This window comes from Bryobacter aggregatus MPL3, assembly GCF_000702445.1.
Taxonomy (GTDB): domain Bacteria; phylum Acidobacteriota; class Terriglobia; order Bryobacterales; family Bryobacteraceae; genus Bryobacter; species Bryobacter aggregatus.
The window spans coordinates 85,820-106,723 of the sequence record NZ_JNIF01000004.1; the positions used below are offsets into that span (position 1 = coordinate 85,820).

General features: G+C 58.0%; 20 protein-coding genes and 1 pseudogene. 10 read left to right on the forward strand and 11 right to left on the reverse strand.

The features are described from left to right. Positions 1-39: 39 nt before the first annotated feature. From M017_RS0119995 to M017_RS0120030, 8 genes are read left to right on the forward strand one after another with little or no spacing between them, the layout of a single operon-like run. Positions 40-810 carry an MlaE family ABC transporter permease gene (locus tag M017_RS0119995; protein WP_031499935.1) on the forward strand — a complete coding sequence of 257 codons (771 nt, stop codon included), beginning with the start codon at positions 40-42 and terminating at the stop codon, positions 808-810. Next, positions 803-1,561 (forward strand): ABC transporter ATP-binding protein, encoded by a 759-nt coding sequence (locus M017_RS0120000; RefSeq protein ID WP_031499936.1) that lies wholly within the window; start codon positions 803-805, stop codon positions 1,559-1,561. Before M017_RS0119995 ends, M017_RS0120000 begins: the two co-directional genes overlap by 8 nt. Next, positions 1,543-2,634 (forward strand): MlaD family protein, encoded by a 1,092-nt coding sequence (locus M017_RS0120005; protein WP_080508035.1) that lies wholly within the window; start codon positions 1,543-1,545, stop codon positions 2,632-2,634. The genes M017_RS0120000 and M017_RS0120005 overlap by 19 nt, the downstream gene beginning before the upstream one ends. Then, complete coding sequence (locus M017_RS0120010; protein ID WP_031499938.1) at positions 2,631-4,001, forward strand: class II fumarate hydratase; 1,371 nt, start codon at positions 2,631-2,633, stop codon at positions 3,999-4,001. Before M017_RS0120005 ends, M017_RS0120010 begins: the two co-directional genes overlap by 4 nt. Beyond that, positions 3,998-5,029, forward strand: a complete 1,032-nt coding sequence (locus M017_RS0120015) for an alpha/beta hydrolase (protein ID WP_080508036.1) — start codon at positions 3,998-4,000, stop codon at positions 5,027-5,029. The genes M017_RS0120010 and M017_RS0120015 overlap by 4 nt, the downstream gene beginning before the upstream one ends. A gap of 30 nt (positions 5,030-5,059) precedes the next feature. Further along, positions 5,060-7,096, forward strand: coding sequence for a molybdopterin-dependent oxidoreductase (locus tag M017_RS0120020; RefSeq protein ID WP_031499940.1), 2,037 nt, complete (start codon positions 5,060-5,062; stop codon positions 7,094-7,096). Then, a complete protein-coding gene (locus M017_RS0120025) occupies positions 7,090-7,602 on the forward strand; it encodes a hypothetical protein (protein WP_031499941.1) in 513 nt (170 codons plus the stop codon). The genes M017_RS0120020 and M017_RS0120025 overlap by 7 nt, the downstream gene beginning before the upstream one ends. Next, positions 7,599-9,404 carry a M14 family metallopeptidase gene (locus tag M017_RS0120030; protein ID WP_031499942.1) on the forward strand — a complete coding sequence of 602 codons (1,806 nt, stop codon included), beginning with the start codon at positions 7,599-7,601 and terminating at the stop codon, positions 9,402-9,404. The genes M017_RS0120025 and M017_RS0120030 overlap by 4 nt, the downstream gene beginning before the upstream one ends. 71 nt (positions 9,405-9,475) lie before the next feature. Here the strand turns inward: M017_RS0120030 and M017_RS0120035 are convergent, their stop codons facing one another. Beyond that, positions 9,476-10,543, reverse strand: coding sequence for a FecR domain-containing protein (locus tag M017_RS0120035; protein WP_031499943.1), 1,068 nt, complete (start codon positions 10,541-10,543; stop codon positions 9,476-9,478). Positions 10,544-10,679: 136 nt separating this feature from the next. Here M017_RS0120035 and M017_RS0120040 point away from each other — a divergent pair, with 136 nt between their 5' ends. Further along, positions 10,680-12,218 (forward strand): alpha-L-fucosidase, encoded by a 1,539-nt coding sequence (locus tag M017_RS0120040; RefSeq protein WP_238325985.1) that lies wholly within the window; start codon positions 10,680-10,682, stop codon positions 12,216-12,218. 3 nt (positions 12,219-12,221) lie between these two features. Here the strand turns inward: M017_RS0120040 and ald are convergent, their stop codons facing one another. The 3 genes and pseudogenes from ald to mscL form a co-directional block, all read right to left on the reverse strand. Continuing rightward, positions 12,222-13,334, reverse strand: a complete 1,113-nt coding sequence (gene ald / locus M017_RS0120045; protein WP_031499945.1) for an alanine dehydrogenase — start codon at positions 13,332-13,334, stop codon at positions 12,222-12,224. Between the two features lie 59 nt (positions 13,335-13,393). Continuing rightward, positions 13,394-13,879, reverse strand: a complete 486-nt coding sequence (locus M017_RS0120050; RefSeq protein ID WP_080508037.1) for a peptidoglycan-binding domain-containing protein — start codon at positions 13,877-13,879, stop codon at positions 13,394-13,396. 99 nt (positions 13,880-13,978) lie between these two features. Further along, positions 13,979-14,314, reverse strand: a pseudogene (gene mscL, locus M017_RS0120055) (large conductance mechanosensitive channel protein MscL); the annotation flags it as partial. Positions 14,315-14,733: 419 nt separating this feature from the next. Here mscL and M017_RS0120060 point away from each other — a divergent pair. After that, positions 14,734-15,741 carry a DUF72 domain-containing protein gene (locus M017_RS0120060; protein ID WP_051670654.1) on the forward strand — a complete coding sequence of 336 codons (1,008 nt, stop codon included), beginning with the start codon at positions 14,734-14,736 and terminating at the stop codon, positions 15,739-15,741. Positions 15,742-16,155: 414 nt separating this feature from the next. Here the strand turns inward: M017_RS0120060 and obgE are convergent, their stop codons facing one another. The 7 genes from obgE to M017_RS0120100 all read right to left on the reverse strand — a co-directional run bounded on the left by obgE (position 16,156) and on the right by M017_RS0120100 (position 20,900). Then, positions 16,156-17,253 carry a GTPase ObgE gene (obgE, locus tag M017_RS0120070; protein ID WP_031499953.1) on the reverse strand — a complete coding sequence of 366 codons (1,098 nt, stop codon included), beginning with the start codon at positions 17,251-17,253 and terminating at the stop codon, positions 16,156-16,158. An 84-nt stretch (positions 17,254-17,337) separates the two neighbouring features. Next, positions 17,338-17,625 (reverse strand): 50S ribosomal protein L27, encoded by a 288-nt coding sequence (gene rpmA / locus M017_RS0120075; protein WP_031499956.1) that lies wholly within the window; start codon positions 17,623-17,625, stop codon positions 17,338-17,340. Between the two features lie 15 nt (positions 17,626-17,640). Then, positions 17,641-17,946, reverse strand: coding sequence for a 50S ribosomal protein L21 (gene rplU / locus M017_RS0120080; protein ID WP_031499958.1), 306 nt, complete (start codon positions 17,944-17,946; stop codon positions 17,641-17,643). A 140-nt stretch (positions 17,947-18,086) separates the two neighbouring features. Further along, positions 18,087-18,914 carry an isocitrate lyase/PEP mutase family protein gene (locus M017_RS0120085; RefSeq protein ID WP_031499960.1) on the reverse strand — a complete coding sequence of 276 codons (828 nt, stop codon included), beginning with the start codon at positions 18,912-18,914 and terminating at the stop codon, positions 18,087-18,089. A gap of 2 nt (positions 18,915-18,916) precedes the next feature. Further along, complete coding sequence (locus M017_RS0120090; RefSeq protein ID WP_031499961.1) at positions 18,917-19,390, reverse strand: hypothetical protein; 474 nt, start codon at positions 19,388-19,390, stop codon at positions 18,917-18,919. A 17-nt stretch (positions 19,391-19,407) separates the two neighbouring features. Beyond that, entirely contained in the window at positions 19,408-20,001 is a 594-nt protein-coding gene (locus M017_RS0120095) for a hypothetical protein (protein WP_031499962.1), read from the reverse strand. 26 nt (positions 20,002-20,027) lie between these two features. Then, positions 20,028-20,900 (reverse strand): histone deacetylase family protein, encoded by an 873-nt coding sequence (locus M017_RS0120100; protein WP_035958715.1) that lies wholly within the window; start codon positions 20,898-20,900, stop codon positions 20,028-20,030. Positions 20,901-20,904 lie beyond the last annotated feature (4 nt).

The following is a 20,904-nucleotide window of genomic DNA, read 5'->3' on the forward strand; positions in this document are numbered from 1 at the left end:
TTCTAGTAGGGGGAAGGTCTCATAGCCGTCTGGCACTTGATGAACCCTCCCCAATCGTTGTTCCGATTTTCGGTCGAATGGTTCGGAAATTTAGCCCGCTTTGCGGGTCGAATTTGCTGGACCCTCGTGACTCCGCCCTATGAATTCAGAGAGTTCCTGCGCCAATGCGATTGGGTGGGAGCGCGCTCTCTCCCGCTGGTGGCGCTTGCTGGTGCGGCCATTGGCATTGTCCTTTCGTTGCAGACGCACGACAGCCTCGTTCGTTTTGGCGCCAAGTCTTTTCTCCCTGCGGTGGTCATCTTCTCGATCGTCAAAGAGAGCGGCCCCATCATCACGGGTCTGGTGGTGAGCGGGCGGGTGGGCGCGGGCATCGGCGCGGAACTGGGTGCGATGAAGGTGACGGAACAAATCGATGCAATGGAAGTTTCGGCCGTGGACCCGGACCGCTATTTGGCGGTCACCCGCATTCTGGCTTGCACCCTGATGCTTCCGCTACTGACCGTGGCTGCGGATGTGAGCGGGATTCTGATGGGCTGGATTGCGACGACCCTCGCGGAACCGATCTCCTTCCGGCTCTTCATGGAGTCGGGCTTCAAGAGTGTTCTCTATAGCGATGTCCTGGCGCCAACCTTCAAGACTGCTGTCTTTGGCGCGATCATCGGTTTGGTGTCCTGCTATGAAGGGATGAGCGCCAGCGGAGGCACCGAGGGGGTGGGCCGCGCCACCACCAGTTCTGTGGTTCTCTCCTCCTTGTTTGTGATTCTTGCGGATGTGATTCTTGTCCGGCTGCTGCAGGTGATCTATGCCTGAAATGCCTGTCGTCATCAAAGATCTGAAGAAGTCCTTCGGCGAACAAGTGGTGCTTGATGGCATCAGTTTTGAGGTGGGCGAAAGCGAGAGCATCGCGGTTCTCGGACGGAGTGGAACCGGGAAAAGCGTCTTGCTGAAGCTGATGGTTGGTTTGTACCAACCGGATTCCGGATCCATCAGGATTGAGGGCGACGAGATTCCTGATCTCTCGATCTCACAACTGAATGAGGTGCGGAAAAAACTCGGCTTTCTCTTCCAGGGCGCGGCGTTGTATGACTCGCTCACGGTGGGCGAGAACGTTGCGTTTCCAATTGGGCGTCACACCAAGAAATCGCCCGAGGAGCAGCAGGCGCGGGCTCGCGAGCTGCTGGCGGCGGTGGGGATGGAAAAGGACCTCGACAAGCTGCCCGCTGAGATTTCTGGCGGCATGCAGAAGCGGGTGGGCCTGGCCCGGGCGCTTGCTCTCGACCCGATTCTGTTGCTCTGCGACGAACCCACTGCAGGGCTCGATCCGATCACGTCCGAGGAAATCGGCCGTCTGATTCTCGACCTCAAACACAAACGCAAAATGAGTACGGTCATCGTCACTCATGACATTCACAACGCGAAGATCTTTGCAGACCGTCTGATTCTGCTGAACGAGGGAAAACTGGTGGCGCAAGGAACTTACTCGGAGATTGAGGCCATCGACGACCCCTTTGTGTCTCGCTTCTTTCAGGAGGACCTCTCGCAATGCAGCCCCAAGCAATAAGCTCATTCCGGTTGGGCCTCTTCGTCATCGCGACTCTGGCGATTCTTGTCGCGGGCGTTTTCTGGATTGGCGCCAAACAGTTTCTACTCCAACCCACTTACACGTTGAATACCGAATTCACGAATGTCGCCGGGCTCTTTGGCGGCTCTCCGGTGCGGGTGGGCGGGCTGGTGCGCGGCTCGGTGAAGCAGATCCAGTTGCCGAACCGGCCGGACGGCAAGGTGAAAGTGATCATGACTTTGGTGACCTCGACGAAGGCCGTTATTCGCAAGGATTCCACGGCGCTGATCAACTCCGAAGGCCTCATCGGCGATCTCTTCGTGGAGATCACCTTTGGTTCTCCCGATGCTCCGGAGGTGGAAGACGGCGCGTTCATCGCCTCTGTGCCGCCACTGCAGATTTCCGATCTGGTAAAAAAGGCGAACAACTTGCTGGATACGGCGAATGGCGCAATGACGAACATTGAACAAACGGCCGCGGCGTTGAGTTCGATCGGGAACAAAATTGACCGGGGTGCCGGCACGGCGGGTGCGCTGGTGAATGACAAGAGTTTGTATTCAAACCTGAATTCCGGTGTGGCTGCGATGCATGAAGACATGGAGGCGTTGAAGAAGAATTTTCTGTTGCGGGGTTTCTTCAAGAATCGTGGTTACGAAGATACAACGGAGTTGAAGAAGAACCTCGTGTCAGAGATCCCGACGGCTGCACCTACCAAGACCTTCACCTATGATGGCGAAAAACTCTTTGATAAACCGACAACCGCGAAGTTGAAGCGCGGCAAGTTGATGAACGAGGCGGGCCAGTATCTGGAACGAACTCCATACGGACTGGTGATTGTGGCGAGCTTCTCGGACATGCGTGGCGACTCGGAGAAGGAGGCGACGCTCAGCGAAGCGCGCTCCATGGTTGCTCGCGATTATCTGGTGCAGAATTTCAAGCTCGACGACACAAAGATCAAAACAATCGGGATGGGGAAGTCTCCCCGGATCGACAAGGGGAGTGAAATCCAGGTGATCATCTACCCGCCGTCGGTCGCGGTGCCCACTGCAAAGACAACGAAGGGGAAGAAATGAACAAGCGAATCGAGCGGGACAGCATGGGTGAGATGCCGGTGCCGGAAGCGGCGCTCTATGGGGCGCAGACGGCGCGGGCGATCGAGAACTTTCCGATTAGTCAGCAGCGTTTTCCGCGTAGCTTTCTGCGTGCGTTGGGACGGATTAAAGTGGCGGCGGCGCGGGTGAACCATCGCCTCGCTGGTCTCTCTGAAGCGAAGGCGGCCGGGATCGAAGCGCGGGCCTTGGAGGTTGCAGAAGGGCAACACGATGATCAGTTCGTGCTCGACATCTTCCAGACCGGCAGCGGCACCTCTACCAACATGAATGCGAATGAGGTGATCGCGCATCTGGCCAACGTACATCCGAACGACGATGTGAACCGCAGCCAGTCGAGCAATGATGTCATTCCGGCTGCTCTGCATCTTGCCGCGCTGGACGCCATCACCGAACGTTTGCTCCCCGCCATGCAAACACTGGCGCTGAGTCTTGATGACAAAGCGGCAGAGTTCCATGAAGTTCTGAAGATTGGCCGCACGCACTTGCAGGACGCCGTGCCCATGCGGCTGGGGCAGGAATTCTCCGGCTATGCGCGCCAGGTGGAGCTGTCCGGAGAACGGATTGTTGCCGCGATGAAAGGGCTGTATGAGTTGCCAATTGGGGGCACTGCGATTGGCACGGGCCTGAATACTCCGGCTGGGTTTGCGGAGGAGATGATCAAGGAACTCTCGGCGATCACCGGGCAAGCTCTCCTTCTTGCAAAGAATCCTTTCGAGGCCCAAGCGGCGCGCGATGCGGTGGTCTTTGTCTCCGGGGCCTTGCGGAACTATGCGGTATCGCTGACGAAGATCGCGAATGATCTGCGCTGGCTTGGCTCTGGTCCTCGTTGTGGCTTGGGAGAAATTGTGATTCCCGCCGTGCAGCCGGGCTCGAGCATCATGCCCGGCAAGGTGAATCCGGTGATTGCGGAAAGCGTATTGATGGTCTGCGCGCAAGTGGTGGGCCACGATGCAGCCATTGCCTGGTGTGGTGCTTCTGGAAACTTTGAGATCAACGTGACCATGCCTCTCCTTGCGGCGAATCTCCTCGACTCGATTGAGTTGCTTGCCGCTGCTTCGACCAACTTCGAATCCCGCATGGTGCGCGGCATCGAAGCCAACAAGACACGCGCGACAGACCTGGTGGAGCAGTCGCTCGCGATGGTGACCGCGCTGGTTCCGGCGATCGGCTATGACCGGGCGGCTGCAATCGCGAAGCACGCCGCGAGCACAGGCGAAACCGTGCGCGCTGTCGCGATGCGGGAAGCGGGGCTGGATGCGGAAACGCTACGCCGCCTTCTCGACCCCACGACCCAAACAGATCCCCATTCGAAAGGAACCACTCCATGAAACAGCTCGACCTCTCCGCGCAGGAACTGATCGATCAGCTTGCGAAATATGGTGCTCCACCGATTGAGACGCTTTCCGTTGGGGAGGCACGCAATGTCCCTCTGCTCGATTACGCGGCGCGCGATCTGGTCGCTGCGCATCTCACGGCGCGGATGGCTACGGTGGCCAACCCGATGCCACAACAGGTGGAGTCTGTCCGTCACCGGCGGATCCCCGTGAAGGATGGCAGCATCCTTCTACGCATCTACAAGCCGGTGGGTCCGGGCCCACACCCCATCCTGGTTTACTTCCATGGGGGCGGCTGGGTGATTGCCAATCTCGACACCTATGACAGTTCCGCCCGCGCCCTCTGCAACGCAGCGGAATGCATTGTAATTTCGGTTGCCTACCGGCAGGCTCCGGAGCATAAGTTCCCCACGGCGATTGAAGACGCCTATGCTGCGACAGAATGGGCGATGGCAAATGCCGACAGTCTCAACGGGAATGCGGCTCAGGTTGCTGTCGGCGGCGAGAGCGCTGGCGGTAATCTGGCTGCGGTTGTCTGCCAGATGGCGCGCGCTCAGGGTACGACGCAGCCCGTGCATCAGCTTCTCATCTATCCCGTGACCGACCTGGCTTTTTTCACACCGAGTATCCATGAATACGCCCATGCGAAGCCGTTGAATGCGGCCATGCTCACTTGGTTCTCTTCGCATTATTTGAAGTCTGCCGAGGAAGCCGCACACGGCTATGCCTCGCCGTTGCGAGCGACGACGCTCGCGAATCTGCCTCCTGCCACCATCATCACCGCGGAGCACGATCCGCTGCGGGACGATGGGCGTCTCTATGCCGAGGCTCTGCGCGACGAGGGGGTTCGCGTCACTTATCGCAACTACCATGGGGTGATGCACGAATTCTTTGGCATGATCGGGCTGCTGGACCAATCGGCTGATGCGGTGAATCTGGCGGCGATGGAACTTGGCAAGTCGTTTGGCCGCAATGTTCCGGAGTCGTTGATGGCTGTCGACGAACACTTCTGGCGCGCCTGAGCGGTTGCGCTGAATTGTTACGCTAACCTTATGCCGTCCTCTTGGCGCCATTCGGTTTGCGCGCTCGACTGTCCCGATTGTTGTTCCCTGTTGGTACAGGTGGAGGATGCCACTGGTCAGGCCAGCAGGCTGAAGGGGGATCCCGATCACCCCGTGACGCGTGGCTTCCTTTGCGCAAAAGTTGCGCGTTACCTTGATCGCGAGTACAACCCCGATCGTCTGCTCTATCCGATGAAGCGGACGGGCCCGAAGGGCAGCGGGCAGTTTACGCGCATCAGTTGGGAGGAGGCGATCACAACCATTGCCACCCGGCTGACGGCGATTGCCGACGAGTTTGGCGCGCAGGCGATTCTTCCCTATTCTTATGCCGGCACGATGGGGCTTCTGAACGGTTCCTCGATGGACCGGCGCTTCTTCCACCGCCTGGGCGCGTCCCGTCTTGATCGCACCATTTGCGCTTCCGCCGGAACTGCTGCTTTGAATGCGGCCATGAATACCCGCCTGGGCACGGAGCCGGAACAGTTTGCCCACTCTAAGCTCATCATTGCCTGGGGCGCGAATATCCTCAGCACCAATGTGCATCTCTGGCCCTTCATCGTCGAGGCGCGGCGCAACGGCGCTCGCTTGGTGGTGATCGATCCCATCCGCACCAAGACGGCCAGCCTTGCCGATCAGCACATTCCGATCCACCCGGGCTCCGATCTGGCTTTAGCTCTGGCGATGGCGCATGTCATCTTTCGCGATGGCCTTGAAGACCAGAACTATACACAACACATCCATGACCTGGCGGAGTACCGCGAGGTAGCTGCGGGCATGTCTCCGGAACGCGCTGCGGCACTGACCGGTGTTGCGGCAGAAACGATCGAGGTACTGGCTCGCGAACTGGCAACCACGCAGCCTGCCGTGATTCGCGTCAACTATGGCGTGCAGCGTTCCGACCGTGGTGGCCGCGCGGTGCAGGCGATTGCCTCGCTGGTCGCGATCACTGGGCAGTTCCAGCATATTGGCGGGGGAATCACCCTCTCCACCTCGGGTGCTTTTGCCGTGAATCGCCAGGCACTCGAAGCTCCCGAGCTTGAGCCTGGCCCCACCCGTCTGGTCAACATGAGTGCGCTCGGGGATGCTCTCACTGCGCTAGGCGGCCCTCCGGTCAAGGCTCTGATCAATTACAACTCCAACCCGGCGGCGATCGCGCCAGATCAGCGCAAGGTGTTGCAGGGCTTGCACCGCGAAGACCTGTTTACCGTGGTTCTGGAACAGTTTCTGACCGATACGGCCTTGCGCGCCGACATCGTTCTTCCAGCTACTACTTTTCTCGAGCACACCGATCTCTATTTCTCTTACGGTCACTACTACTTGCAATTGGCGCGGCCCGCGCTTGCGGCGCCGGGCGAGTGCAAGTCGAATGTCGAGGTCTTCCGTCTCTTGGCCAAGGCAATGGGCTTTCGCGATGCCTGCTTCGACGATCGTGAGGACGATCTCATCCGCCAGGCGCTGCACTCAGATTCGCCATATCTGACAGGCATTACGCTCGAGCAACTCGAGCGCGAGCGTTTTGTCCGTTTGAACCTGGGCGCGCCGTCTGGAGAATTCCTTCCCTTCGCTGCGGGCCAGTTTCCGACGGCGCATGGCCAGTTCGTTACCGGGGGTAAGGAACTCGCCTATGTCCCGCCGATTGAGTCGCGGCATGGAGAAGGGAAGTCCGCGGGCTACCCGCTGGAGCTCATTTCCTGGAAGAGCCCCGAGGCGATGAACTCCACTTTCGGCAACCGGCCTGATCTTGATCAGTTCACCTCGCGAGTGATCCTGCATCCAATCGATGCGGCCCAGCGGAACATCGTTGACAACGCGCCCATCCGGCTCTTCAATGATCGAGGCGCGGTGGAGGCGATTGCCCAGCTTGATGCGCAGCAGGTACAGCCTGGGGTGGTTTGCGCGCCCGGCATCCGCTGGCCCTCAAAGTCGAAGCAGGGTTTGGGTATCAATGTCCTCACCTCCCAGCGCTTGACGGATATTGGCAATGGAGCCACCTTCTATTCCTGTCTCATTGAGGTGGAAGCATGCTGAGGCTGTTGTTTGCGCTCTTATGGCTCGCCAGTTGCCGCCCCCAACGGGATTTGTCGCAGTACGTGATTGAGGATCCGGGCTCGAAGTTATCCGCACGGCTCAATCTGGTCGATCCGGCACAGTTGAAATCCGGCTTTTACCAGCTTGAAGAAGGGCGCTGGCGTTGGGTGGCCAGCCACTTTAGTGTCGAGCTGAAAACTCCTTTTGCCAGCGGCAGATCGGGAGCGATCTTACGATTACGGGGGAATCTGCCGGAGATGCTCTTCGCAAAGACGGGTCCCATTACGCTGTCGGCAAAGCTGAATGGAACCGCGCTCCCTTCCGTAACTTTCCGCCAGGCTGGCGACGCCCTTTATGAGGCGGAACTGCCTCCCGCAGCGCTGGAGTCAGAAAGCATCCTGGTCCACTTCAGTACGGACAAAGCACTACCTGCCAACGCGTCTTCCGGCGACGGCCGGGAATTGGCGCTGATTGTGACTTCGATTGCTCTAGAAACTAAGAAATGAAACCCTTCCTCCTTCTCTTTACCTCGATTCTTTCCGCGGCCGACCTCCTCACGGCTCCTAACGCAAGCGTCTGGGTTACGCCGGCGATGAAGGCGGCCCGCAACCTCTCCGAATCGACTGCCCGTTCCCCCAAGGATCTCCTCACCGTCGCGGAGAAAACAAAGTGGGAAGAGACGGGCAGTTATCAGGAAGCAGTCGATCTATATCGGAAGCTAGCCGCGGCCTCGCCTTATGCCCGGCTCGTCGATATCGGAGAAACGCCTGCCGGACGCCGCATGTACATCTTTGTCGCCTCCAAGGACAAAGCCTTCGACGCACCAACGGCGCGCAAAACCGGCAAGCCGGTCATCTTCTTTCAGAACGGCATCCACGCCGGAGAGAACGGGGGCAAGGACGCTGCCATCATGTTGTTGCGCGACATTCTGGTCACGAAAAAATATGAGAATTTGCTCGACTCAGCCATCATTTTGTCGATGCCGGTCTATAACGTGGACGGGCACGAGAACAGCTCGCCTTATCACCGTTTTAATGAGCAGGGGCCGCGTGAGATGGGGTTCCGCGCGACGGCCCAGCGCCTGAATCTGAATCGCGATTACATGAAGGCCGATGCTCCTGAGACGCAGAACTGGCTCAAGACTTTCAATAAATGGCAGCCGGATCTGTTCATCGACAACCATGTCACCGACGGACAGGATTTGCAGTACGATTCGACCGTTGCGATAGAAGACACCATCCAGGTGCACCCGGCTGTCGCCCGCTGGGTCTCCGAGAAATGGACGCCGCAGCTGTGGGCCGGGATGGAGGCGGAGGGACACGTTTTCGGTTGGTATGTCGGAGGGCCGGTACGCAGCGGCGCTCCCTTTCTCACCATGCCCTTCACGCCGCGCTTCTCTACGGGCTACACAGCGGCTCGGAATCGAGCGACGCTTCTGGTGGAAACGCACTCCCTAAAGCCTTTCTCGGTGCGGGCCTGGGGGCACTATGACATCATGCTCGAGACCTTGAAGGTGGTCGGCCGTCATGGCGCGGAACTGCGGGCCGCGGTCGAGCAGGCCGATCGGGACATCCTGAAGCCGGGTTCGAAGCTGCCTTTGGAGTTTGCGCCTGCAAAGTCTGGTGTTCCCTATCAAGCGCGGCTGTTGGAGACGGAAACCTATACCGGCGCGGCGCTGGGCGGGCCCGTACTCCGCTATCTCGCCAAGCCCCGCGATCTCAATGTCACCCTGATCCGCACTGCCGTTCCCAAGACGGAGGTGGTGGTGCCGCGTGGCTATTACATCCCGAAGGAGTGGTCGAGTATCGCCGATGTTTTGAAGCTGCATGGCATCCGGTCGCAGGTGGTCACACAGCCGGTGACGGCGAATTTTGAAGTGATTCGATTTGAAAAAGTCAGCTTTGCGGCACTGCCTTTTGAATCCCGCTTCCAGCCGAACTTTGAGGCGAAGACCGTGGTGGAGAAGCGTACGGTCCCGCCCGGTTCGATCTTTGTCCCGACCAATCAGCCCTTGGCGAAGCTGCTCCTGAACCTGCTCGAGCCTACTGCTCCCGATTCGCTGCTGAAATGGGGAAGCTTCAACACCATCTTTGAGCAGAAGGAGCACGGTGCGGATTACATCATGGAGCCGCTGGCTGCGAAGCTCTTTGCCGCCAATCCCAAGCTGAAGTCGGATTTCGATGCTGCTCTCGCCGCTGATCCTACTCTGGCCGGGAACCCACGAGCGAGACTGATGTGGCTCTACCAGCGCAGTCCTTTCTATGAAACAGATAAGGACGTCTATCCGATTCTGCGCGTGGTGGAATAGGAAGAGTGAAATGGAAAAAGAGAAAGGCGGCCCTGAGGCCGCCTTTTTTTATTTGAAAGATCTGGAATTGCTTAGCGGCGGCCGCCACCAGCAGCCGCTGCACCGCCACCGCCGCCTGCGGCGCGTCCTGCGCCTCCGCCGGCAGCGCCAGCCGCTGCGCCCCGCTCACCGCCCGAAATGGCCGGCCCGCTACCTGTCCCGCCCGTGTAACCGGTGCTCGAACGCATCGAGGAGGTGTTGTATCCGAGGTTCGAATCAAAGCCAACGGAGCGGCGATCGGCAAAACCGCCAATTCCATTCCCACCTGAATTCCCACCTAAAGAGCCCGAATAGTCAGGCCGGTACACGCTGATCACCGTAACCGGCGTGTAGTAGCCATAGCCAAAGGGTGAGATGGCGCTGCGGCCAAATGGAATAAACGTCATCATCCCGAAGTAGGAGTTGTAAAACCAGCCGCCGCTCATTCCGGGGCTGAAGCCGCTCAAAGAGCCGCTCGAGAAGCTACTGCCCAGAGACTTTGCCGAGTGAACATTGGCCATCGCCATGGTGGCGGAGCGGCGATCGGCCCACTGCACGAGTTCATCGGTATTTTGCTTCTTATCAAACTTGGCGATCTGCATCTCACCGCTGAGTGCGAGCATCTTGCCTTCGGTCACCCGTTGCAATTCGTTCCGGCTGTTGACGGCAACTTCGCCGTTATAAACCTTCACTGCGGGTGGATTCATTTCAAGGCGGTAGAGGCCTGCCTTGCGGATGGTGATCGTACTATCGCCCATCACCAGTTCCAGCGAAGTGTCTTTGGCGATTTCTGCCACCTCGACAAGTGCGGTGCCTTCCAGCAGCGAGAGCTTCGTCGCCGCCAGGGAATTCGATTCCATCCGGACAGCACTGCTATCGCTCAAGCGCAGGAAGCTACCGGGAGACAACAAAATCTCAACACGGCCTTCGGCGGTGCGCAAGACGGAATGATTTTTCAAATCGGGAAACTTGCTGGTCTGCATCACCAGCTTTGTGTCGTCCACATTCACGTCGCCTTCGACGTAATGGATGACACCCGCTTTGGCGGAGATGACCGATTGCGCCAAACCCGGAGTGAGACTGATCAAAGTTCCAATGGCTGCTAGGATGATTCTCTTCATTCCGATACACTCCTGTCAGCCCTAATCGTGGCTGGAATCTAGGTTAATGTCAAGGACGCCCACATTGAGAAATATGTTTCGATTATTACTTTTCTTGTGCTTCTTCTCCTCTCTCCTGGGGCAGGGAGTAGACCCGGTGCTCGGCTCCAGAAATCAGGCGGAGCGGCTGGAATGGTTCCGCGATCTCGGCTTCGGTCTGTTCATTCATTGGTCCCTTGATTCGCAGCTTGGCTCCGAGATCAGCCACTCGATGGTGGGGGCGAGCGACGACTTCAATCGCCGCTATGTGAATGAACTCCCCAAGACCTTCAATCCCTACAAGTTCAATCCGCAAGACTGGGCCCGCCTGGCCCGCATCGCCGGAATGAAGTATATGGTCTTCACGGCGAAGCACCACAACGGGTTCGCGATGTTCGATACGGCGACCACTCCCTTCAACATCATGAAGACACCACTGGGCCGCGACATCACGGGAGAACTGATGAGTGCTTTTCGCGCGGCAGGGATTTCGCCCGGCCTCTACTTTTCGCCGGATGATTTTTGGTGGTTGCTCCAGAACGGCAAGCAACTCCAGCGCAACATTCCTGCCGTGGAGCCGGGCAACAATCCTGGTCTGATGCAGCACGACCTGGCCCAGGTGCGCGAACTGCTCACCAGATATGGAACGATTGATACCCTCTTTATCGATGGTCCTGCGAAGGGTCTGCGCGAACTCGCCTGGGATCTCAACCCAAAGATTGTGGTGACGCGAGGAGGCATTGCCACACCGGAGCAATTTGTTCCCGGTGTGCCGCTCGATGGCGCCTGGGAGAGCAACTTGACGATGGGGACCTCCTGGCCTTACAAGCCAACAAATGAAAACTACAAAAGCGGTACGGAACTCATCTCGACGCTGATCGAGGTGCGTGCCAAGGGAGGAAACCTGCTGCTGAATATCGGTCCTAACGGAGACGGCGAAATTCCGATCGAACAACGCCAACGGCTGGAAGAGATCGGTCTCTGGATGTTTGTCAATGAAGAGTGCATTCGTGGAGTACGTCCCTGGGTTGTGACCAATGAGAACGACTACTGGTTCACGCGGAAGAAGGATTCGAATACGGTCTACGTCATTGTGAAGCAGACGGAGCGCTGGAAGCTCGGCGAATGGAAAGAGATTTCCCTGAAGAGCATTCGTTCGACCCCGGAAACACGAATCAGCGTTCTGGGACAGAACGATGAGGTGTTGGAATACCAGCCCAATGTGATTCCAAAATCCACGTTCCGCCAGGAAGGTGAAACGCTGATCCTCCGCGCCATGCGGGCCCAACGGCTCTATACCAACCGGCAGTGGCCCAACCCTGTGGTGATCAAGCTGGAAAATGTCCGGCCCGGTCTCGAAGCGCCACGGATTGAGACGGCGGGGCACCGTGGAAATCTGATCGAGGCGAATCTCCTGTTTCTGGGAGGTGCCGCTTCGGTGGAGGTGGCCTTCGAATACCAAGACGTAACGGGCTTTGATTTGACAGAACGGCCAAGCGCCTGGAAAGCGATTCCCGGACAGACGATGACCCAGCCCGGTCTGGTCCAAGCAACTCTGCCGGTGCTACAACCCGGCCATCAGTACGAGTACCGGTCGCTTGTCCGCCACCCTTTGCTGAAAATCTACGGAGCCACCAAGACGATTCGTGTGCCTTAGCGCTTAAACCACAGAACTGAGGGTACGCCATTCCCGGCCTTGGGACTCGCCGACCCCCGGATACACGATGTACCCCTGGTAGGTATTGACTCCTTCGGCGATGGGCTTCGCATCCGCGCAAGCCTTCTCCAACCCTTTGTCTGCAATCTGGAGCAGATAGGGGATGGTGGCGTTGGTCAGGCCAAAGGTAGAGGTATGCGGCACTGCGGCGGGCATATTGGTGACGCAATAGTGCAAGACCCCGTCCACATAAAAAATTGGCTTCGTATGAGTAGTGGGACGGCTGGTCTCAAAGCAGCCCCCCTGATCGATGGCAACATCCACCAGGACGCTACCTTTCTTCATCTTGCTCACCATGTCCTTCCGGACAATCTTGGGGGCGCTTGCTCCCGGTACCAGCACCGCGCCAATCACCAGGTCTGCAGTGCGCAGTGCCTCGCGTACCGTATAGACATTTGACGCTAGCGTGATCACCTGGCTGGAATAGATATCGTCGAGCTCGCGCAGACGGTTCAGATTCTTGTCGATGATGGTGACATGCGCACCAAGGCCTACCGCAATCTTGGCCGCATGATGCCCCACGACACCGCCGCCGATGATCACGACGTTTGCCGGGGCCACTCCTGGAATTCCTCCGAGCAGAATCCCTCGTCCGCCGTTGGGCCCTTCGAGGTATTGCGCCCCAATCTGTACGCCCATCCTGCCGGCAACTTCGCTCATCGGTGTCAGGAGGGGAAGGGAGCCGTCCGCTTCGCGAATGGTCTCGTAGGCTACCGCATTCACACGGCTTTTGAGAAGTTTACTGGTGAGGCTCGGGAGGGGGGCTAGGTGGAGATAGGTGAAGAGGAGAAGGCCAGGACGGAAGTACTCGCATTCGCTGGGCTGCGGTTCTTTCACCTTGACGACAATTTCGGCTTTGGCCCAGACCTCAGAAGCTTTGGGGAGAACGGTGGCGCCCGCCTCAATATATTCTTCGTCGGTGAGCGAACTCCCGAGGCCAGCTCCGCTTTCGATCAGAACCTGGTGTCCATGCTCCACCAGCGCTGTAACACCGCTTGGCACAAGGCCAACTCTGGTTTCGTGATCCTTGATTTCTTTGGGTACGCCAATGATCATGTTTCCGGTGACACCTCGCCTACCAGACTACACGCGCTTGGACGTTTTGTTGCGAGGGACTAGTCGCGCTGCTGGTCGCTCTGCCCGTGGTCGCCAGCGACCACCGTGCCACCAACTCCAGGAACCGGAAGGCTTAAGTCACTGTCGTACTTCGGGCCAAGCCCGAGTGCGATGAGCATTTTAGAATCCAGCTTCCCGTCCACCTTCACATTCTGGTCTGCCTCAAAGCGCTTGAGTGCGTCGATGGATTCGGCATTCCAGATGCCATTGGGTTCGATCCGGAGATACCCGCGATCAAGGAGTGCCTGTTGTACTTCCCGGATGCGGTCGGCTCCAGGAGTCATCGGAGGGGCGAGGCGCGGAGTAACAACCCGCTTGGCAGAAGCATTCCCTTTGGCTGCAGGTCTGCTTGCCGAGTACTTCGTCGTGGTTCTGGCCTTGGCCGCGGTCTGTTTTGCTTTGGGTGCAACCGGCTTGGCATGCAAACCGAACGACCCTGCAAGACACACTGCGAGTACGGTTACTACTGGACGCGTAATCACCATGTCAGCATACCAAAAATAATATCGGACGGAACACGGCCGCCCGATATGATTTTCGCATGACTAAAATCAGTTTTACTACTTGCCGGCTTCGGTCATTTCCTTGCCGCGGAATCGGTTGATCTGTTTGACGACGAGGAAGATGGTGAATGCCACGATCAGGAACTCAATTGTGGTCTGAATAAAATTGCCATACGTCAGAACGGCCAAGCCATCTTTTTGGGCCTGTGCCAGATTCGTGATCTCCTTGCCGCTCAAGTTGATAAAGAGATTTTTGAAATCAACTCCCGAAGTGAGCAAGCTCACAGGCGGCATGATGATGTCGTTGACCAGCGAGTTTACGATCTTGCCGAAAGCTCCTCCGATCACAACACCTATCGCCAAATCCATTACATTGCCGGATACGGCAAACGTCTTAAATTCTTCCATCATTGACATGGAAACAATGTCCTTTCTCGATTCGGTTCGTATGACAGTGTCAAGGTTGAACAGATTGTGTCATCGCTGCGCCAATCATGCAAGCCCCAATGGTTCAGAGACTTGCATCGCATCCTTGCTACCGTACCAGACCTTTTCTGTGGATTTCTCCTCGCAGGATCAGGAGTGAGATCTGGCGCAAAGTGCTTCATCTCAAAAGCAAATATTTAATTCTAAGTTTTTGATTGTAATGTACTTGTTCACAATCGTTGGATCGGCCGTACTCAGGGCTGGCTGGAGTGGTTGTATTGCCCGAGTTAATGGCTGGAAGTTCTATAGAAGAAAAGAGTTAAGATGAAAATTATGTCGATGTTGCAGTCGTTCCAGAAAAACGTACTGGTTCGCTGCAAAATCGGTCAAACTGCATAGTACAGCGGTCCATGTTTTCCCCCAACCTCTTTGAAATCCCTGAGCCCCAAATTCGCACGCGGCTCAGAAACAAACTCCGTAGACTGGCCGAGCAGGAGATCTTCGTCGGCACCAGCTCGTGGAAATATGAGGGCTGGATGGGATCGGTGTACAGCGAAGAACGTTACAAAACGCGCGGAAAATTGTCGCGCAAGAAGTTTGAAGAGCAGTGCATTGCCGAGTTTGCCGAGGTGTTTCCGATCGTCTGCGGCGACTTTGCGTTCTATCAGTTTCCCTCCCAGGCCTTCTGGCAGAAGCTTTTTCAGACGGCGCAACCGCGGCTGCGCTGGGCCTTCAAGGTTCCCGAGGAAGTGACTTGCCGGCAATGGCCGGCACATGCCCGTTATGGGGCCAGGGCGGGCTATGAGAACGAGAACTTCCTGAATGCCGATCTGTTGCAGAAGGCCTTTCTCGATTCGCTTGAGCCTTACAAGGACCGCGTCAGCGTTTTGATCTTTGAGTTTGGCACGATGTCGAAGGCGGTGATGCCTGGCGTGGATGCATTCATCCGGCAGATCAACCGTTTTCTGAGCGAGTTGCCGGAGGGCTGGCGCTATGCAATTGAGATCCGTAACCCGGAGTTCCTCGCGCCCGACTATCTGGCCTGTCTGAGCTCCTACAATGTCGCGCATGTGCTGAATGCCTGGACCCGGATGCCGGAAATCCAGCAGCAATTGAAGGTGGAGGATGTCTTTACGGCCGACTTCAGCGTGGTACGGGCCCTGTTACGCCCGGGCCGTACCTTTGAACAGGCGGTGAAGAAATTTGAGCCTTACCGGGAGGTGCAGGAAGAATTTCCGTCGGTGCGCAATTCGCTGCAGGAGATCATCGCCCGCGCCCAGCGGCTGAAGCAACCGGCTTATGTGTTTGTGAACAATCGCCTGGAAGGGAATGCGCCGCAGACGATTGATGCGGTGACGGAGGCGTTTTCAGTCGCCGACGGTTCTGAAGACCGCGACCGTGGTGACGAATTCCCCTGAGGCTTTTGCGCTGGAGGAAAGGAAGAGGGTTCGTTCGGTCAGGATGTCGCGATCGCTCAGGTCGAGAAGAAGGTCGAGTTGCCCGTCGCCATCGAGATCACCGGCCCAGAGGAGCTGTGCATGCCGGTCGTCGAGGCCTGTTGGCCACTCATCGAGTGTCTGGCCTGTGCCGCCTCGTGTCAGTCCGAGCTGGGAAAGGATCCGCTCCCTTTTCGAAATGAGAAGATCGGCGACTTGCAGGGTGTAAGAGTCCTGAGCGCAGCCTGCGCAAGAGATCGTTACAGCTTCCCGATGGGAGAGCGCCTCCCTGGACGCTGATCTCGTTTCCGTGGAATGGTGAGCAAGGAAATCGCAGACGGGGCCTCGGCGCAGACTGCGCCGGGCAACGCACTCAGGACTGCGAACGCAACCAGCTTAAAGATTCAGCAGGCGATCAGCGGCGTCTTTTTGACGGCGGGTCAACTTCTCGGTGTCTTCCGGTTCCGGTTCGACAACGGCTTCCGAGACCATTTTCCAGGTGGCGCCCTTCAGTTCCTTCAATCCCTTGCCGGTGATTGCGGAAATGACGTGCAGCGGGATCTCGCGCTCCTTGCAGAAGGCTTCGAGCTCTTCAAGGCGTGTCGGGTCCTGGAGGGAATCGACTTTGGTGGCGACGACAATCTGCGGCTTGGTGAGTAGTTTTTCGCTGAAGCTGCCGAGTTCGTTCTGGATGACGTTGTAGGCGTCGACTGGACGGTTCTCGTTGAAGTCGGACAGATCGATCAGATGGAGCAGCACGCGGGTGCGTTCGACGTGGCGGAGGAAGGTGATGCCGAGTCCGTGGCCTTCACTGGCGCCTTCGATCAGACCGGGAATGTCGGCCATGATGAAGGTCTGGGTGCCGTATTCATCCATGCTGACGACGCCGAGCACCGGTTCTTTGGTGGTGAAGGGGTAGGCTGCGATTTCGGGCTTGGCGGCCGAGAGACGCGAAATGAGAGTGCTCTTTCCGGCATTGGGGAAGCCGACCAGGCCGACGTCAGCGAGCAATTTCATCTCGAGGCGCAGCGTGAACTGCTGGCCGGGGATGCCGTCTTCCTGTTCGGTGGGTGCCTGGTGGGTGGGGGTAGCAAAGTGCTGATTCCCACGGCCGCCACGGCCGCCACGTGCGACAACGAACTGTTCGCCGTCCTCAGTGAAGTCGTGGATCTGCTCGGCGGTATACCAGTCGTAAACGACGGTGCCGATGGGGACTTTGACGATGCGGGAATCGCCGTTGCGGCCGGTCTTCTGCGAACCTTCGCCGTGACGGCCACGGTCGGCAGTGTGTTCCGGATTCATGCGGAGGTGGAAGAGGGTGTTGTAATGCCGGCTGGCCTCGAAGATCACATCGCCGCCGCGGCCACCATCGCCGCCGGAGGGGCCGCCACGAGGGACGAACTTCTCACGCCGGAAGGCCGAGCAGCCATTGCCGCCGTCGCCGCCTTTGACGTATACCTTGGCTTCGTCGATGAATTTTGAGGAGTGGAGCATATAGAGAAGAGAACGAGACGGGGAAAATAGAAACGGCCGCCAGTACAAAATGCTGGCGGCCGAACCAGAAGGAGTTGCGAAAAACTAGTTTAAGCTGAGTTCCGCGGTGTTGGGAGTGTCGAGCACCTTGATGCTGACAAACTTGCCCATCCGGCCACGGTCGCGGAATTCAACAACGCCAGGGATGCGGGCGTAGAGGGTGTGGTCTTTGCCAACACCGACATTTTCGCCAGCCTTGACGCGGGTGCCGCGCTGACGGAGGATGATCGATCCGCCGGTGACTACTTCGCCGCCAAACTTCTTGACGCCAAGCCGTTGTGAATTTGAATCGCGCCCGTTTCTAGTACTGCCAGCGCCTTTTTTACTCGCCATTGCTTTCTAAACTCCTTACGCGAACGCGTTCACTTTGACTTCGGTGTAATTCTGACGGTGACCCTGAGTGCGCTTGTACTGCTTCTTGCGCTTAAACTTGAACACGATCACCTTGGCACCACGACCATGCTTGGTGATGACGCCAGTCACTTTCAAACCAGCAGCGTCGGCTCCGGCCTTGATCCCGGAATCACCCGAGAGCATCAGAACTTTACCGAATTCCACTTCCGTTCCGGGCTCGCCGGAGATGGTGTCCACACGGACTAGTTCACCGGGGGCAACTCGGAACTGCTTGCCGGCGGTTTCAATCACTGCATACATAACTTGCGTCTACTTCCTTCTCGAAGGGTCGAAGTGTGGGAACTCAGCAAGGAAAGCGCACGAGGACGCGCGGCTGTGCTGCCACAAACTCTAATTGTACGTGATTTGAGAGTGTTTCGGCAAGTTCCATCCGTTTGCGCTCAATGTGGCGGCATGAAGGCGTTGGCTTCGGCGTAGGGAAGGGCGTCCTGGGCGAAACGGAAGCTGCCCTGGTCGCGCACTTCAATGGCTGCGCGGACAAAAGCGCCCAAGGCGGTCCGGTTCAGTGACGAGCCGAGGCTGATGCGCTTTACGCCGAGGGCGGCCAGTTCGGGAACGGACAGCGATTCTCCCTTGAACCCGGCGACGACGTTCACCGGTTTGTGGACGGACGCACAAACGGTGCGGATGTCGGCGGCGCTGGGGAGCCCTGGGGCATAGAGGCAATCGACGCCAGCGGCGGCAAAGGCCTGGAGGCGGCGGATGGTGTCATCCAGGTCCGGACAGCCGTGCAGATAATTTTCAGCCCGGCCCACCAGCATGAAGGGGAAGGGCAGGGCGCGTGCGGCTTCGACGGCAGCCTCAATGCGCTCGAGGGCTTGATTGAAGCTGTAGATGGGCGATTGCGGATTGCCGCTGGCATCTTCAATCGAGGCGCCCACCAGCCCCATCTCGGCGGCCATGTGGATGGTTTGCGCGACGTCTTCGGGTCTGGGGCCGAAACCGTTTTCAAGATCTGCCGCCACTGGTAGCTCACAGGCTTCGACAATTGACTTGGCGTTTGCCAGCGTTTCCTCACGGGTGGCCGCGCCGTCCCGCTTGCCGAGTGCAAAGGCTAGTCCAGCGCTGGTGGTGGTGAGCGCCACAAAGCCGAGGCTGGCAAGGATGCGCGCGGTTCCGGCATCCCAGGGATTCGGGATGACAAAGGCGCCCGGAGCCTGGTGCAGCTCCTGGAATCGCTTTGCTTTTTCGGCCTGCGTGAGGGGCATGCTTAACCTTTGATTTCTACTAAGACGGCCGGAGCTTGCGGGTCCTTGTCGTCGTAAATCGTCAGGGTCTTTGCGGTTTCGGACCAGACTAAATTTTGGGTGTGGGCGGTGGCAGGGATGTTGCGGACGCGCACAAAGTCGTTCTCGAAGGTGACGCCGTCGCGGGGCGGCAGCTTCGCTTTCGATCTGGAAGTTTTGAGGTCGATGCGGAGTGCGTTGCCGCGAATGATGACGGGATTCTCGAGCCAGATCACGCGGCGGTTGGGGAGGACGAAGAGTCCGACGCGCGTATTGGAGATGGGGACACAATGAAACTCCTTGATGTCCTTCGGCTTGTCCAACTGCGAGACGAGGAGCGAGGCGTTCTCGAGAAGCTTCTTCTGATGATTGCGGCACTCGTCGACGGCCATGATCTCCGGCCACAGATTGGGAGGCCCTTTCTGGAGGAGCATTGCGGTCAGGACAAGCAGTTTCATAGTGACATTGTAGGCACTTAATGTTTCTGTGTCGCCATGACCTTGTTGCGTTGGGAATAGGCCACCCATCCCGCATACGCGGTGACTCGATCGGCCCCATTGGAACTCAGTGTGACCGGGGTGGGGACATCGGGGAGGATGGCGACGACATTGCGGGTGGTGGCGACCACCAGCCGCTTGGCATCGAGCGCACAGTCGAGGATGCGTCCCTGGAGGGAATAACTCAAACCCGCGTAGCTGAGGGTGTCATTGGCGTCTGATGCTTTTGAGCTCAGTTTGACCTGCCCAGGAAGTGCAGTGCATCCCGCATCGGGTGGGGCCATCTTGGGGCAGCCTTGTGCCGGGCGCGATTCCAGATGAGTAATGAGATCGATGGAGTGCAGGCCACGGTCGTCGCAGAAATCGAGAAGAGACGCGGTGAGCCGGAGTGCATAAGGCATACCCGCCGCGGCAACTTCGACATTCTTCTCCTCGACTCCCGCAGCCGGATTCGGTTCCGCTTGTGGAGGACTGGACTCGCCGTAGCGCGGAGAATTTTCGGGGCCTTTGCCTGTGCAGGCACAAAGCCATAAGACTGCCAGCGTAAAAATGGACTTCGCAGATAAGGTCATCTCACGATGAGAGCAATGAGAGCACCTTAGTGTTGCTGGAGAATACTCCCGAGTGCCTTGGCGGTGTTGGTGTGCAAGGTGACCGTGTCGTCGAGTTTGTGGGCGTATCCACCGGCGAGGGTAACAAAGACCGGGATGGAGCGGCGGTGTGCTGCGGCAAAGACGAGTTCATCGCGGCGGCGCATGCCTTCGATGCTGAGATTGAGACCGCCGAGTTTATCTTCGCGATAAGGATCGCTGCCGGCGATGTAGGCGATGAGGTCGGGCGTAAAGCTGGCGAAGGCGGTTTGCAGACCCGTCTCCAGTTGGGCGAGGTAGCTTGGATCTTCGAGGCCATTCTCCAGATGGATGTCGAGACTGCTGGGCGGCTTCTCGTGCGGATAGTTGTGGAACTGGTGGATCGACAGGGAATAGACCCTGGGGTCCTGGGCAAAGATGGTGGCCGTGCCGTTGCCCTGGTGCACGTCGGTATCGATGATCATCGCCGTGCGGATGCGGTCTGAGGCCTGGAGTTTGCGAATGGCGATAGCGACATCATGGATCGCACAAAAGCCCTCGCCGTGATCGGGGCAGGCGTGGTGGAAGCCACCTCCGATGTTGAATGCCGCACCTTCTTCGAGCGCCACTTGCGCCGCGGCAATGCTACCGCCGGTGTGATAGAGAAAGCCGCGCACCATCGGTTGCGAATAGGGAATCTCGAGGCGCAGCACTTCGTCGTAGGAGATAGTGCCGTCGAGGAGGGCGGAGGTCCAGTGGGGAGTGTGGACGAGATGGAGGTCTTCGCGAGTGGCGGGCTGCGGCACGATGAGGTTCGAGGCATCGAGTAATCCTTCGGCTTTGAGACGCGCATGGATCTGCTGGAACTTCACCGAGGGGAAGACGTGTTCGCCAAGGCCCAAATGG

What these genes read in the sequence shown, in the direction of transcription:
- M017_RS0120000 (WP_031499936.1), top strand. Translation starts at nt 803, where the DNA reads ATGCCTGAAATGCCTGTCGTCATCAAAGATCTGAAGAAGTCCTTCGGC.
- M017_RS0120020 (WP_031499940.1), top strand. Translation starts at nt 5,060, where the DNA reads ATGCCGTCCTCTTGGCGCCATTCGGTTTGCGCGCTCGACTGTCCCGAT.
- M017_RS0120090 (WP_031499961.1), bottom strand. Translation starts at nt 19,390, where the DNA reads ATGAAACTGCTTGTCCTGACCGCAATGCTCCTCCAGAAAGGGCCTCCC.
- M017_RS0120005 (WP_080508035.1), top strand. Translation starts at nt 1,543, where the DNA reads ATGCAGCCCCAAGCAATAAGCTCATTCCGGTTGGGCCTCTTCGTCATC.
- M017_RS0120035 (WP_031499943.1), bottom strand. Translation starts at nt 10,543, where the DNA reads ATGAAGAGAATCATCCTAGCAGCCATTGGAACTTTGATCAGTCTCACT.
- M017_RS0120015 (WP_080508036.1), top strand. Translation starts at nt 3,998, where the DNA reads ATGAAACAGCTCGACCTCTCCGCGCAGGAACTGATCGATCAGCTTGCG.
- M017_RS0120010 (WP_031499938.1), top strand. Translation starts at nt 2,631, where the DNA reads ATGAACAAGCGAATCGAGCGGGACAGCATGGGTGAGATGCCGGTGCCG.
- M017_RS0120085 (WP_031499960.1), bottom strand. Translation starts at nt 18,914, where the DNA reads ATGCCCCTCACGCAGGCCGAAAAAGCAAAGCGATTCCAGGAGCTGCAC.
- M017_RS0119995 (WP_031499935.1), top strand. Translation starts at nt 40, where the DNA reads ATGAACCCTCCCCAATCGTTGTTCCGATTTTCGGTCGAATGGTTCGGA.
- M017_RS0120050 (WP_080508037.1), bottom strand. Translation starts at nt 13,879, where the DNA reads ATGGTGATTACGCGTCCAGTAGTAACCGTACTCGCAGTGTGTCTTGCA.
- ald (WP_031499945.1), bottom strand. Translation starts at nt 13,334, where the DNA reads ATGATCATTGGCGTACCCAAAGAAATCAAGGATCACGAAACCAGAGTT.
- obgE (WP_031499953.1), bottom strand. Translation starts at nt 17,253, where the DNA reads ATGCTCCACTCCTCAAAATTCATCGACGAAGCCAAGGTATACGTCAAA.
- M017_RS0120030 (WP_031499942.1), top strand. Translation starts at nt 7,599, where the DNA reads ATGAAACCCTTCCTCCTTCTCTTTACCTCGATTCTTTCCGCGGCCGAC.
- rplU (WP_031499958.1), bottom strand. Translation starts at nt 17,946, where the DNA reads ATGTATGCAGTGATTGAAACCGCCGGCAAGCAGTTCCGAGTTGCCCCC.
- M017_RS0120060 (WP_051670654.1), top strand. Translation starts at nt 14,734, where the DNA reads ATGTTTTCCCCCAACCTCTTTGAAATCCCTGAGCCCCAAATTCGCACG.
- rpmA (WP_031499956.1), bottom strand. Translation starts at nt 17,625, where the DNA reads ATGGCGAGTAAAAAAGGCGCTGGCAGTACTAGAAACGGGCGCGATTCA.
- M017_RS0120095 (WP_031499962.1), bottom strand. Translation starts at nt 20,001, where the DNA reads ATGACCTTATCTGCGAAGTCCATTTTTACGCTGGCAGTCTTATGGCTT.
- M017_RS0120025 (WP_031499941.1), top strand. Translation starts at nt 7,090, where the DNA reads ATGCTGAGGCTGTTGTTTGCGCTCTTATGGCTCGCCAGTTGCCGCCCC.